The organism is Pantoea hericii (genome assembly GCF_014155795.1).
GTDB classification, from domain to species: domain Bacteria; phylum Pseudomonadota; class Gammaproteobacteria; order Enterobacterales; family Enterobacteriaceae; genus Pantoea; species Pantoea eucalypti.
In genome coordinates this window covers 307,830-320,082 of sequence record NZ_SCKV01000003.1, presented here as the reverse complement: position 1 = coordinate 320,082, position 12,253 = coordinate 307,830, and the positions used below count along the sequence as shown (strand labels likewise).

Sequence of the window (12,253 nt, the reverse complement as noted above, 5' to 3'; positions counted from 1 at the left end):
GTCAGCTCCCTGCTCAGGGCCTGTCGCGCAGCGCTTCCAGCTTCTCGCGCTGCTGACCGTCGGCGGTAAAGTTATCCGCGGCCAGCCAGCGCTGCATCCCCTTTTTCACCTGTGGCCATTCGCTGTCGATAATCGAGAACCAGCTGGTGTCACGCGAACGCCCTTTGTAGACGATCACCTGACGGAAATCGCCTTCATAACAGAAACCCAGACGGGCCGCGGCCTTACGGGAAGGCGCATTGCAGCTGTCACATTTCCATTCATAGCGGCGATAACCTAGCGTCTCAAAGGCATAACGCATCAGCAAAAAATGCGCTTCCGTTGCCATGCGGGTCTGCTTCAGCCGGGGTGAGAAAGCGACATGCCCGACCTCCATCACGCCATGTTCAGGCTGGATGCGCATTAAAGATAGAGTGCCCACCGCCTGCTCTGTAGCAAGATCGATCACTGCGAAATGCAGTGGATCGCGACTGGCCTCCAGTTGCTTTGCATAATCCTGAAATGCCTGCCGGTCACTAAATGGCCCCATAAACATGTAAGTCCAGTCACGCCCATCCTCAGCCTGCGACCACGCCTCAAACAGGGCATCGCTATGCCGTGCCACGCTGTAAGGCTCCAGCCGGCACGCCTGCCCAGTGAAAATCTGATGCTGCGGTAATGGACGGGGTTGCCAGTCTGATAGAGGCTGACCGACCGGCTGACCATATTGATTAGTATGTTGTGACATGCTGCCTCCCGGCTACAGATGATATCTGCAGATTGCCACTATCATGGTGGGTTAAAAAGTACCACAATCATGAAAAATGATAGATCCACGGGAGCAGACGATGAAGCCACAGATCCCCCCTTTGCTGCTGGCTCCATTGATACCAGCCGGCGGGACAACGCTGCAGCAGCAACTTTATCAGCGGATAAAGCAGGGCATTTTGCAGGGTCAGATTGCTGCAGGAACAGGGTTACCTTCCACACGTCAGCTGGCACTTGAGCTACAGGTTTCGCGGAATACCGTGCTGAACGTCTGGACACAGCTGCAGGCAGAGGGCTATCTGATGAGCGATAGGCAAGGCAGCCGCATCAGCTCACTGGCTTTGCCGGCCCGGCAGGCGGATGACGACACGTTAGCCAGCTGGCCGCTGGCAAAACGGATTGATGCCTTTCACCCAGGTCAGTGGATCGACACCGGCTCATTGCCCCTGCGTCCTGGCATACCTGCCCTGAACCATTTCCCGATGGCGGCATGGCGCCGGGCGCTGAGTCAGGTCATGAGCCACACGCCGCCGCATCTGCTCGGTTATGGCGATCCGTTTGGCGAAGCAGAATTGCGTTCCGTACTGGCGCAGCAGTTGCGTATCACGCGCGGTGTACGTTGTGATGCCGGACAGATCGTGATTACTGAAGGCGTGCAGCAGGCGCTTGCGCTGTGTGTCACCCTGCTGAGTAATCCGGGCGATCAGGGCTGGATTGAAGAGCCGGGCTACCGCAATGCCAAAGCGGCTCTGCAGGCCGGGCAGCTTAACCTTGTCCCGATCCCCACCGATGAACAGGGAATGGCGCCCGAGCCGGAACACTGGACTGCGGCACCACCCCGCCTGATTTATACGACGCCTACTCATCAGTATCCTACCGGCGTAGTGATGAGCGCGGCCCGGCGTCTGGCGCTGATTGCCGCCGCCCGGCAGCACCAGGCCTGGATTATTGAAGATGATTACGATGGCGACTTCCATTACCACGGCGAGCCTATTATGGCGATGCAGGGCATGACCGAAAATGCGCCGGTTATCTATCTCGGCTCATTCAGCAAGACACTGTTTCCTGCGCTGCGTATCGGATTTATGGTGCTGCCCGCGCCGCTGGTCAGCCGCCTGCGACCGGCGCTTCATCAGATGCTGCGTGGTGGTAATCGTCTGGCGCAGCAGGCGCTGACCCGTTTTATTCTCAATGGGGAGTATCGCCGCCATCTCGGCAAAATGCGTCGTCTCTATCGTCAGCGACAGGCATTGCTGCGAACCGAACTGCAGCGTGCGACGGGTCAGGCGGGTCAGGCGATGCCGTTGCTGGGCGGTAACAGCGGGATGCACCTGGTGCTGCCACTCGATGCGCATCAGGATGACGTCGCCATTACCCGCAAACTGCTTCAGGCTGGCTACGCGCCCACAGCCCTCTCGACCTTCTATCTGACCGAACCGGCACAGCAGGGTCTGGTTATTGGATACGGTAACTGTAGCGACACACAGATTACCGCAGCCACAGGCCAGCTAAGTCGATTACTTGGCTGGCCCGGCTAACGTGATCATTTCGCGCTGATGAGGCTGGCCGGTGCGGCAATCGACTGGCGAATCATCAGACGGGCATCAAAGCGCGGCATCGGCCCGACGGCTTCGCCGCGTATCTCTGCAATCAGGCGTCGTGCCGCTTCACGGCCCATCTCATAGACTGGCTGCGCCACCACCGTCAGCGGCGGGTTGACAATCTCACTCCACGGAAAATTGTCATACATAACAAATGAGAGATCGGCAGGGATTCGCAGTCCGCGCTGCGTCACTTCACGCAGCAGCCACATCGCGACCACGCTGTCAGAGGCCACCAGCGCCGTGGGCGGCTGCGGACGCTGCCACAGCTCGGCCACGATACGGGCGATTTCCACTTCATCCAGCGCGTTCACTTTCACCAGCGTCGGATCAAATTCCACACCCGCGGCGGCAAAGGCCTGCATCATGCCGCCGACGCGCTGGGCGACTGGCGTCAGGCCAAAATCGCCTGGCGTGCTGTAGTCGGTTGCCAATGCCATGCTGGTGATATAGGCGATATAACGGTGGCCTGCCTCCAGTAACCGGGCGGTGGCGTCTGCGGCGACATCAGTAAATTCGCAGCAGATCGCCTCTACTTTAAGGCCATTCACAGCGCGATCAAACAATTTCACTGCTCTACCCTCCTCCAGAACCTGAGTCAGGTGACTGTTGAGATGGTGCTCTGAACAGCAGGGCGCAACGATAATGCCGTCAACCCGCTTTTCCAGCATCACCCGCACCGCATCCTGCTCAGCCTGCAGCTTTTCATCGCTGTTACTGAGCAGCAGATGGTAACCGGCCGTGCGCGCCACATCGGCCATGCCGCGCAGCGCCAGGCCAAAGTGGGGATTTTCGATATCGCCGACAATCACTCCAATGGTATTGGAACGTCCTGTGTTCATGCTGCGGGCCAGAGCATTCAGACGGTAGCCCAGCGCGGTGGCGGCGCTGTTGACCCGCTCCTGCACTTCATCACTGACTGCCCCATAGCCTCCCAGCGCGCGCGCCGCCTGAGCTTTAGAGACTTTTGCTGCGCGTGCCACATCCGCCACGGTAGGCGCTTTCGATTGCCGTTTCTGACTCGTCATAATTATTTTGAATCACAGGTTGATGACAGGAATATTGACGCCGAAAAAAGGCTGTGCTTAAACTCATTGCAACCCCTTGAGACCGGTCTCACAATGCCCATGTCTTAAGGTGCCACCTGTGTTGAGACCGGTCTCAATTATAATCGCTGGCTCAACAGTCTCTGATGTTTAAACCTGCAAAAACGGATGAGCTATGAAATCGCAAACCCCCCGGGGCAAACTGCTGGGCACACTGCTCGCACTCTGTTCACTTTCGTTCTGTACGCTGGCTGCCAGCGATAACAATCCTTATGGGCTGATCGAACCCGACCAGCTACGCATCGCCAGCGTCGGCGACTCCAAACCCTATACCTTCACGGATGCCAGCGGTCAGTTCACCGGCTTCGACGTCGAATTCTTCAGAAATGTCGCCCACCGAATCGGAATCGATAAGGTCGATTTTATTGGTCAAGACTTCTCGGCGATTATGCCAGCAGTGGCCAATGGTCAGTATGACGCGGCGGTGGCGGCTATCGGCATCACCCCGGCGCGGGAAAAGACGGTCGACTTTTCAACCGGCTATCTGGCGGGATTTCTCACCGTTCTCACCCGCGCTGACAGCGGCGTGAAGAATGTCGCCGGCCTGGCGAAACACCGGCTTGGCGTCGTTCAGGGCACGCTGCAGGAGAGCTATGCCGTCGAACACTTCACCCAGACCGATCTTGTCCGCTTCCCGGATAACAACAGCGCCGTTTCCGCACTCAACAACGGCACGTTAGACGCCATCTTCCTCGACTATGAGGCGGCAAAAAGCTATGCCGAACGCTTCAGGCTGGTCTCTGCCGCCGACATCCCCTCGTTTGATGCACCGGCCGGCATTGCCATTGCCAAAGGCAAGCCCGCCTTCAAGGCCGCACTGGACAAGGCCATCAAAGCCGCCATGCAGGATGGCACCTGGCAACGGCTCTATGAGAAATGGTTTCCCGGATCGCCGATGCCAAAACAGTATCTGCCTGGCGGCCAGTAAAGAGGCGGACGTTCGCGTCCTGAGTTAACCGGGGGAACCCCCGCCCTGCATGGAGACGGCGATGGACTTGCTCACCATTCTTTCCCGCACCTTCTTTGATTTTCCATCAATGATGGAAGTGCTGCCGCAGATGCTGGCCACCGGACTGGTCAACACGGTGATTATCTCGCTGGCGGCAACGCTGCTCGGCACGCTGTTTGGTCTTCTGCTGGCGCTGATGGGCATCTCGCCTTCACGCTGGCTGCGACTGCCTGCCCGGCTCTATACCGATCTGTTTCGAGGTCTGCCCTCTATTCTAACTATTCTTCTGATTGGTCAGGGCCTGGCGCGATTCAGCTATCAGCTGTTCGGTCCGACACCCTACCCACTGGGGATCTTCGCGCTTAGCCTGATCGCCAGCGCCTATATGGGCGAGATTTTCCGCGCCGGTATTCAGAGTGTTGAACGCGGCCAGATGGAAGCCTGCCGCGCGCTGGGGATGAGTTATGGACGGGCAATGCGACTGGTGGTGATCCCGCAGGGGATCCGCCGCGTGCTGCCCGCCATCGTTAACCAGTTTATCGCCATCATCAAAGATTCCTCGCTGGTCTATCTACTGGGCCTGATGACCCAGCAGCGCGAGCTGTTCCGCGTGGGTCAGGATGCGGCGGTACTCACCGGCAATCTCTCGCCCCTGATGCTGGCCGGACTGTTCTATCTGATCATCACCGTACCGCTGACGCACATGGTCAACTATGTCGATGTGCGTTATCGCACTGGTCGCCGTCGCCTGACGGTTCCGCAAAGCGGCTTAAAAGAGGTGGATGAAGTCAGGCCGCCCAGCGGCGCACTGATCACGCATCCCCGCATCGGAGGCAACCATGAATAACCTGAGCAGCACAACGGACGCGACCTGGCACGGTGCCAGCCTGGAGCTGCGCGAGCTGACGCTGGCCTATGGCCCGATTGAGGTGCTGCGTAAGGTCTCGCTGCGGGTTGCGCCTGGCAGCACCACCTGCATCATCGGGCCATCCGGCTCAGGTAAATCGACACTGCTGCGCGGCATCAACCGACTGCATGAGCCGCAATCGGGAGATGTCCTGCTGGCTGACCGATCCGTGCTGCACGACAAGCCCGATACGCTGCGGCTGCGGATTGGCATGGTGTTTCAACACTTCAATCTCTTCCCCGATCACAGCGCGCTGGAGAACGTGGCGCTGGCCCCGTGGCGGGTCAAAGGCCTGCCCAAAGCGCAGGCGATGGCGATAGCGCGTCAGCGGCTGGAAGAGGTCGGGCTGGGTCAGCGCGCAGACCACCGGCCACGCGATCTCTCCGGCGGCCAGCAGCAGCGTGTCGCGATTGCCCGTGCGCTGGCGATGGATCCCGAAGTCATGCTGTTTGACGAGGCGACCTCCGCGCTCGATCCCGAACTGGTGAAAGGTGTCCTGACGCTGATGGCGGATCTCTGTCGTCGCGGCATGACGATGGTAGTGGTGACACATGAAATGGGCTTTGCGCGCAAAGTGGCGGATCAGGTGGTGTTTATGGATGAAGGCGAGATTGTTGAAGCCGGGCCGCCGGGCGCCATTTTTGATGCACCGCAGTCACCGCGTCTGCAACGTTTTCTCTCTGAAGTGCTGTAACTGAGTAAGGAACCTGATAATGGCAGTAAAAACTGAAATGAACGTGGTGGTACTGGGTGGTGGCGTCATCGGTGTGTCGACGGCGCTGGAGCTGACAAAACGCGGTGCCACCGTCACACTGGTGACCGAAGCCGCGCTCTGTTCCGGGGCATCGGGACGCTCGCTGTCGTGGCTTAACTCGGCGGGTGAACGCTCCTTGCCCTATCACGCGCTGCGTATGGCGGGCATTGATCGCTATCGCACCTTATTTGCTCAGCATCCTGACCTCGACTGGCTGCGTTTTGATGGCGGGGTCTGTTGGTTTAGCGACGATGAGGCCGGAACGCAGGCGCGGCATGCCTATGAAAAAGCACACGGCTACGACTCACAGCTAATAACCGCGGATACCGTGGCGCAGGCAGATGCGACGATCGATCCCGATGCGCTGCCGTCACAGGCGATATTCAATCCCGGTGAAGGCTGGGTCAGCCTGCCACACCTGACCGATTATCTGGTGAATCAGTTCCGGGCGCGCGGGGGTGAAGTGATAGAGCACGCCGGTAAAACCAGTGTGATCACCGGGCATGGCCGTGCCTGCGGCATCCGCAGTGATCTGGGAGAACTGCGGGCTGATGCGGTGGTAGTCGCCTGCGGCCCCTGGACACCGGATGTGGTTGCACCACTGGGCGTATCGATCCCCAACGGATCGCCCGTCTCAATGCTGGTGATCACTGAACCAAGCCAACATGAACTCAAAGCGGTGCTGAACACGCCACGCGCCGCTATCCGGCCCAACCCTGGCAACCGTTACGCTCTGGATCATGACTGGTATGAGGAAGATATCCAGCCACTGGCCGGAGGCGATTACCATATTGATAAGCAGGTGGTGGCGAAGCTGGCGGACGAAGCGAGCAGGCTATTACGTGGCAGCGAGTCGCTCAGCGTCCAGAGCTGGAAAATTGGCCTGAAGCCGATTCCCGGTGATGGCGATCCGGTGCTGGGCCAACTGCAGAAGGTGCCGGGCTGTTTTGTCGCGTTCACGCATTCGGGCGCAACGCTGGCGCTGATTGTCGGAGAATTACTGGCGGAAGAGATCGTAAGCGGTGAGAAGCATCCGATGCTGGCGAGCTTTGGTGCGGAGCGTTTCAGCTAAAAAAAGCCGGTCATTGCGACCGGCTGATTTTATTTAACCGCGGAAGAAGATATCGCCTGATTTACCCATGACGATTTTGCCGGTGTCATTGGTAATAAGAATGTAGTTGGCGTTGATATAGGCCCAGTGGGTATTTGCCTGCGGGGCGGGCAGATTACGCTTTTGCCACTCGGTGATGGTGTACGTTTTATCGGTGTACTTCTCTGGCACGATGTCACCGATTTTGTACTCTTTGTAGTCGATGATGATGGTGCTGAGTTCGTAATTAGGGCGTGCGCCGTTGGACGGTGCCGGAGAAGTCGGCGTCGTCGGCGTAATGCCATCATTAGATTGTGAGCTGGTCTGCGGCTGGTTTTGCGCGGCACCGGTGTCCGGCTGAGCGCTGCCCGTATCAGGCGTAGCGGGCTGGGCACCAAGGTTTGCAGGCTGAATCTGCGGTGGTGGCGGAACGCTATCCGTTGCTTCGCCAGCAGCCTGTACAGCGGGGATCAGGCTCAGTGAGCCAACCAGTAATCCCATTGATAAAAGTACACGTTGAGTCCTGCGCATAATGATTTCCACGTTGAATTTTGACAGTCAGGCTAAAATTTATCGCACTTCAGTTCCGGTACGCTAATGCTATGTGTAAGGCAAAACAGCGCGATTCACTTTACTGCGCACAGCTCAGGTAACGGATCACTGTGCGACCACTTTATCCTGAGTTGCCAGATCGACCAACAACGCAATGCCTAAATAGTTGCTCCAGTTAAAGCCGTTCTGCAGCACCACGATCGCATTGCAGTTACGTTTATCGTAGCCGATAAAACTGGCGTAACCGCCGATATACCCCACCTGATAGGTGATCTGCTGACCTTCAATCGTGTCGGTAACCCAGGCGATGTTCTGCGCCTGCGTACCCTGCTGATACCATGCGCGGTTCACCGCCATAAACGCCCGACCCCGCGCCGTATCATCGGTGGCATCAAGATGTGCGCGCAAATAAGCACTCAGGTCACGCGCATTACTGTAGAGACTGGCCGCCGCCACCATATTGCCGCGAAAATGCCAGTCGGGCGTCAGCGAGCCACGGCGGATAAATTTTGGCTGATCGCCTGCATGGCCCAGCGCACGCAGCGGATAGCCTGGCAGCGTTTCCGGGACAAAACTGCTTTGACTCATCTTTAGCGGGGTAAAGATAAGCTGTGACGCCAGCGTCTGAATCTCCTGATGAAAACGGGTGCGTATGATAAAACCGAGCAGCGCATAGCCGAGATTGGAGTAGTGTGGCATGCGTACCGCAGGTGCAGAGAAGTCCGCCAGATAAGTCAGCAGTCTGTCACTGTCGAGATTGCCATAGAAATTCTCGCCAGTGCCCAGATAACCCACGAACTGCAACAGCATCGGCAGGTCCATATCCTGACGCGGCAGGCCTGAGGTATGCGTCACCAGTTGCAGCAGGGTGATGCGCTGCGCATCAGCACTAAGATGAACCTCTTTCGGTAGCAGGTCGGCCAGCGTGTCACTCCAGCGCAGCTTACCCTGTTCAACCAGCTGGATAATCACTTCAGCCGTCACGCCTTTACTCAGCGAGCCCAGCGCAAACAGGGTATCGGGCGTGATCGGATAGCGATGCGCCCCATCAGTAACGCCGAAAGGATAATAGCGGGTCGGGCCGCCGCGATGAATCACCGCAATGCTGATGCCGGGAACCTGCTTCTGCTGCATGTAGTGCTGCACGATGTCATCGACATTTTCGTGAAAGGTGGCGTGCGTCAGATAAACGCGCTCGCCTACCGGCGCGGAGGTTTGCGACAGGGTTCCACAGCCCGCCAGCAGGAAAACCACGGCTGGCAGGAATTGCGTCATTAATCTGCTGAGCCATTGACCAGCCTGAGGAATCAGTCTGTGGTAAAGCGCAACAGCCTGGCTGCCGGAAAATCCATTTTTCATTTAATAATCATCAGGTTAATTTTATTTACTACGCAGCAGCCTCTCTGTAGCGCAAAAATGTACCACAAAGTGCAGCAGGCTATCGCCTGCATAATGGGGTCAAAATGGTGTTAAACGCGGTTTAACCTCATGCCAGCGCCGGACAGGGTTAGCTGTGTTGAACGCCCACAAGGGTGTACACTGCTGCGGTTTTAAGGCTCAACGCCGCGCTGAAATTTTCACATGCCCGGGAGGCAACCGCATGAAAGAAGGCCCACTGTCCGAGAAAGAGCTGCAATGGCTGGAAGATATGCTGGAAAAATATGGCAGCGAAGCGTCGATTATTGATGTCTCCGAGCTGGATGGCCTGCTGACTGCCGTTCTCTCCGGCCCCACTACCGTTGAACCCAGCCAGTGGCTGGTGGCCCTTTGGGGCGGCGAGAAGCAGATTCCAAAATGGAGCAACGAGCGTGAAATGACGCGCTTTATGTCGCTGTGCTTCCAGCATATGAATGATGTGGCTGATCGTTTATCTGAGTTCCCGGAGCAGTTTGAACCGCTGTTTGGCATCCGCGAGATGGAAGGTCTGGAATTTACCGTGGTGGAAGAGTGGTGCTTCGGTTACATGCGCGGTGTCGCGCTGAGCGACTGGTCTGCCCTGCCTGCGGATCTGCAGCCTGCGCTGGACGCTATCGCTCTGCACGGCGTGGAAGAGAATCTCGAAAAGATCGACGCCATGACGCCAGACGAAATGGAAGCCAGCATTGAGGCGATCCGCCCTGCCGCCCTGGCGCTGCACGATCACTGGATCTCTCAGCCGGAAGCGATTCCCGTGCCTCAGAAACCGGTCGCGGCAGAGAAACTGCCTGGCCGCAACGATCCCTGCCCGTGCGGCAGCGGCAAAAAATATAAGCAGTGCTGTCTGCATTGATCGACTGCTTAGCCTCACGATCTGCCGGGCGGCTATTCGGCCCGGCAGGCTTTATCTGACCATCCACGACAGTTTGACCTGCATCATTCTACCCATCCCCTTACCTGAATAGACTGCTCAAGACTTGAACAGCTTCGTGCTTATCGCTAAGGTAAGCGCGATTTTACCCGCCAGGAAGAGACATGATCACCATCGCGCTTATTGACGATCACCTTATCGTCCGCTCCGGCTTTGCCCAGTTGCTGGCCCTGGAATCAGATTTCCAGGTTGTCGCGGAATTTGGTTCCGGCCGTGAGGCACTGGCAGGTTTACCGGGCTGTGGCGTGCAGGTCTGCATCTGCGATATCTCAATGCCGGACCTTTCCGGACTGGAGCTGCTGAGCCTGTTGCCCACGGGAATAGCCACTATCATGCTCTCTGTCCATGACAGCCCGGCACTGGTGGAGCAGGCGCTGAATGCCGGTGCGCGTGGCTTTCTTTCCAAACGCTGTCGTCCCGATGAGCTGATCGCGGCGGTGCGCACGGTCTCCACAGGCGGCTGTTATCTGACGCCAGAGATTGCGATCAAGCTGGCCACCGGTCGGCAGGACCCGCTTACCCGACGTGAACGTCAGGTGGCGGAAAAACTCTCACAGGGCATGGCGGTTAAGGAAATTGCCGTTGAGCTGGCGCTGTCACCGAAAACCGTACATGTCCATCGCGCGAATCTGATGGAGAAGCTCGGCGTCAGCAATGATGTGGAGCTGGCGCGCCGCATGTTTGATGGCTGGCAATGAGTCCTTTTGTTTCGCGGCTGATCTCCGTTGTCGCCAGCTTTTTTATCTTTTCGGCGGCCTGGTTCTGCCTGTGGAGTATCAGCCTGCATCTGGTGGAACGCCCGGAACTGGCGGTGCTGCTATTCCCGTTTGGCCTGCGTCTGGGGCTGATGCTGCAATGTCCACGCGCTTACTGGCCGGTGCTGCTGGCAGCTGAGTGGATCATGCTGGTCTGGCTGGCGAAGGTGGTCGCGCTGGCGCATCTGCCGCTGTTAATGGCGGGCAGTGTACTGACGCTGCTGCCAGTGGCGCTGATCTCCCATTACCGCCATCAGCGTGACTGGCGCACGCTGCTGAGCCAGGGTGCGGCACTGATCGCCGCGGCGCTGCTGCAATCTCTGGCGTGGGCGGGACAGCAGGAGATGCTGAACGCCCTGCTACTGACGCTCACCGGTGGTCTGACGCTGGCCCCGACCTGCCTGGTCATCTGGCACTATCTCACCAGCACCCGCTGGCAGCCGCTGGGGCCGTCGCTGGTCTCACACCCGGTCAACTGGCGCGCCCGGCATCTTATCTGGTATCTGCTGCTGTTTGTCATCAGTCTCTGGTTGCAGCTTGGCCTGCCCGCTGAACTGTCGCGCTTTACGCCATTCTGTCTGGCACTGCCGATTATTGCTCTGGCCTGGCACTACGGCTGGCAGGGTGCGCTGATCGCGACGCTGATGAATGCAATCGCGCTGATCGCCAGCCAGACCTGGCACGATCATCCGGTCGATCTTCTCCTCTCACTACTGGCCCAAAGTCTGACCGGACTGCTGCTGGGTGCGGGTATCCAGCGGCTGCGCGAGTTGAATCAGTCGCTGCAGAGCGAGCTGGCGCGCAACCGGCTGCTGGCGGAACGGCTGGTCGAAACAGAAGAGAACGTACGCCAGGAGGTGGCGCGCGAACTGCACGATGATATCGGTCAGACGATTACGGCAATCCGCACCCAGGCGGGCATTGTGCAGCGCCTTGCGCCGGATAATGGCCGGGTGATCCAGAGCGGCGTCCATATTGAGCAGCTCTCACTCGGTGTCTACGATTCAGTGCGGCGACTGCTGGGACGTCTGCGACCCCGCCAGTTAGATGACCTGTCACTTGAACAGGCAGTCCGCTCCCTGATGCGTGAGATGGAGCTGGAGGATTGCGGCATCGTCAGTCACCTTGAGTGGCGTATTGATGAGACGCTGCTGAGCGAAGCGCAGCGCGTCACGCTATTTCGCGTCTGTCAGGAGGGGCTGAACAACATTGTAAAACACGCCAGCGCCAGCGCCGTGATGCTGAAAGGCTGGCAACAGGAGGGTCGCGTTTTGCTGGTGATTGAAGATGATGGCTGCGGTCTGCCGCCAGGTTCCGGTCAGCAGAGCTTTGGTCTGGTCGGGATGCGCGAACGCGTGAGTGCGCTGGGCGGCTCCCTGACGATCTCCTGCACCCATGGAACCCGCGTCAGCGTGCATCTGCCGCTGCGTTCGGCCTGAGGAATC

Annotated in this window: 12 protein-coding genes; 8 read left to right on the top strand and 4 right to left on the bottom strand. The window is 58.3% G+C overall.

Annotation, left to right across the window (positions count from 1 at the left end; translation table 11 throughout):
• Positions 1 to 13: 13 nt before the first annotated feature.
• Positions 14 to 727 carry a GNAT family N-acetyltransferase gene (locus H7K52_RS08545; RefSeq protein ID WP_140033773.1) on the bottom strand — a complete coding sequence of 238 codons (714 nt, stop codon included), beginning with the start codon at positions 725 to 727 and terminating at the stop codon, positions 14 to 16.
• A 100-nt stretch (positions 728 to 827) separates the two neighbouring features.
• Here H7K52_RS08545 and pdxR point away from each other — a divergent pair, with 100 nt between their 5' ends.
• Entirely contained in the window at positions 828 to 2,285 is a 1,458-nt protein-coding gene (pdxR, locus tag H7K52_RS08540) for a MocR-like pyridoxine biosynthesis transcription factor PdxR (protein WP_182629939.1), read from the top strand.
• Between the two features lie 5 nt (positions 2,286 to 2,290).
• Here pdxR and H7K52_RS08535 read toward each other — a convergent pair whose 3' ends face one another.
• The gene (locus tag H7K52_RS08535; protein ID WP_182629938.1) at positions 2,291 to 3,376 is read right to left on the bottom strand and encodes a LacI family DNA-binding transcriptional regulator; all 1,086 of its coding nucleotides are present in this window, start codon (positions 3,374 to 3,376) and stop codon (positions 2,291 to 2,293) included.
• A gap of 193 nt (positions 3,377 to 3,569) precedes the next feature.
• On the opposite strand from H7K52_RS08535, the gene H7K52_RS08530 reads away from it, so the two are divergent.
• From H7K52_RS08530 to H7K52_RS08515, 4 genes are all read left to right on the top strand, one after another.
• Positions 3,570 to 4,382, top strand: a complete 813-nt coding sequence (locus H7K52_RS08530; RefSeq protein ID WP_039658846.1) for an ABC transporter substrate-binding protein — start codon at positions 3,570 to 3,572, stop codon at positions 4,380 to 4,382.
• 61 nt (positions 4,383 to 4,443) lie between these two features.
• Complete coding sequence (locus H7K52_RS08525; RefSeq protein WP_039658848.1) at positions 4,444 to 5,250, top strand: amino acid ABC transporter permease; 807 nt, start codon at positions 4,444 to 4,446, stop codon at positions 5,248 to 5,250.
• Positions 5,243 to 6,004 carry an amino acid ABC transporter ATP-binding protein gene (locus H7K52_RS08520; RefSeq protein WP_105099530.1) on the top strand — a complete coding sequence of 254 codons (762 nt, stop codon included), beginning with the start codon at positions 5,243 to 5,245 and terminating at the stop codon, positions 6,002 to 6,004. The genes H7K52_RS08525 and H7K52_RS08520 overlap by 8 nt, the downstream gene beginning before the upstream one ends.
• A 19-nt stretch (positions 6,005 to 6,023) precedes the next feature.
• Positions 6,024 to 7,136, top strand: coding sequence for an NAD(P)/FAD-dependent oxidoreductase (locus H7K52_RS08515; protein ID WP_078804772.1), 1,113 nt, complete (start codon positions 6,024 to 6,026; stop codon positions 7,134 to 7,136).
• Between the two features lie 33 nt (positions 7,137 to 7,169).
• On the opposite strand, the gene H7K52_RS08510 is transcribed toward H7K52_RS08515, so the two are convergent.
• Positions 7,170 to 7,685 carry an RcnB family protein gene (locus H7K52_RS08510; protein ID WP_182629937.1) on the bottom strand — a complete coding sequence of 172 codons (516 nt, stop codon included), beginning with the start codon at positions 7,683 to 7,685 and terminating at the stop codon, positions 7,170 to 7,172.
• Positions 7,686 to 7,811: 126 nt separating this feature from the next.
• Positions 7,812 to 9,065, bottom strand: a complete 1,254-nt coding sequence (locus H7K52_RS08505; RefSeq protein ID WP_182629936.1) for a serine hydrolase domain-containing protein — start codon at positions 9,063 to 9,065, stop codon at positions 7,812 to 7,814.
• 241 nt (positions 9,066 to 9,306) lie between these two features.
• On the opposite strand from H7K52_RS08505, the gene H7K52_RS08500 reads away from it, so the two are divergent.
• The 3 genes from H7K52_RS08500 (at position 9,307) to uhpB (ending at position 12,247) form a co-directional block, all read left to right on the top strand.
• Positions 9,307 to 9,975, top strand: coding sequence for a YecA/YgfB family protein (locus tag H7K52_RS08500; RefSeq protein WP_182629935.1), 669 nt, complete (start codon positions 9,307 to 9,309; stop codon positions 9,973 to 9,975).
• 182 nt (positions 9,976 to 10,157) lie between these two features.
• Positions 10,158 to 10,751 (top strand): response regulator transcription factor UhpA, encoded by a 594-nt coding sequence (uhpA, locus tag H7K52_RS08495; protein ID WP_182629934.1) that lies wholly within the window; start codon positions 10,158 to 10,160, stop codon positions 10,749 to 10,751.
• A complete protein-coding gene (gene uhpB, locus H7K52_RS08490; protein ID WP_105099527.1) occupies positions 10,748 to 12,247 on the top strand; it encodes a signal transduction histidine-protein kinase/phosphatase UhpB in 1,500 nt (499 codons plus the stop codon). The genes uhpA and uhpB overlap by 4 nt, the downstream gene beginning before the upstream one ends.
• Positions 12,248 to 12,253: the final 6 nt, after the last annotated feature.

Excerpts from the sequence above, each read along its gene's own strand:
- H7K52_RS08500 (WP_182629935.1), top strand. The coding sequence starts at position 9,307 with ATGAAAGAAGGCCCACTGTCCGAGAAAGAGCTGCAATGGCTGGAAGAT.
- pdxR (WP_182629939.1), top strand. The coding sequence starts at position 828 with ATGAAGCCACAGATCCCCCCTTTGCTGCTGGCTCCATTGATACCAGCC.
- H7K52_RS08505 (WP_182629936.1), bottom strand. The coding sequence starts at position 9,065 with ATGAAAAATGGATTTTCCGGCAGCCAGGCTGTTGCGCTTTACCACAGA.
- uhpB (WP_105099527.1), top strand. The coding sequence starts at position 10,748 with ATGAGTCCTTTTGTTTCGCGGCTGATCTCCGTTGTCGCCAGCTTTTTT.
- H7K52_RS08530 (WP_039658846.1), top strand. The coding sequence starts at position 3,570 with ATGAAATCGCAAACCCCCCGGGGCAAACTGCTGGGCACACTGCTCGCA.
- H7K52_RS08515 (WP_078804772.1), top strand. The coding sequence starts at position 6,024 with ATGGCAGTAAAAACTGAAATGAACGTGGTGGTACTGGGTGGTGGCGTC.
- H7K52_RS08520 (WP_105099530.1), top strand. The coding sequence starts at position 5,243 with ATGAATAACCTGAGCAGCACAACGGACGCGACCTGGCACGGTGCCAGC.
- H7K52_RS08525 (WP_039658848.1), top strand. The coding sequence starts at position 4,444 with ATGGACTTGCTCACCATTCTTTCCCGCACCTTCTTTGATTTTCCATCA.
- H7K52_RS08510 (WP_182629937.1), bottom strand. The coding sequence starts at position 7,685 with ATGCGCAGGACTCAACGTGTACTTTTATCAATGGGATTACTGGTTGGC.
- uhpA (WP_182629934.1), top strand. The coding sequence starts at position 10,158 with ATGATCACCATCGCGCTTATTGACGATCACCTTATCGTCCGCTCCGGC.
- H7K52_RS08535 (WP_182629938.1), bottom strand. The coding sequence starts at position 3,376 with ATGACGAGTCAGAAACGGCAATCGAAAGCGCCTACCGTGGCGGATGTG.
- H7K52_RS08545 (WP_140033773.1), bottom strand. The coding sequence starts at position 727 with ATGTCACAACATACTAATCAATATGGTCAGCCGGTCGGTCAGCCTCTA.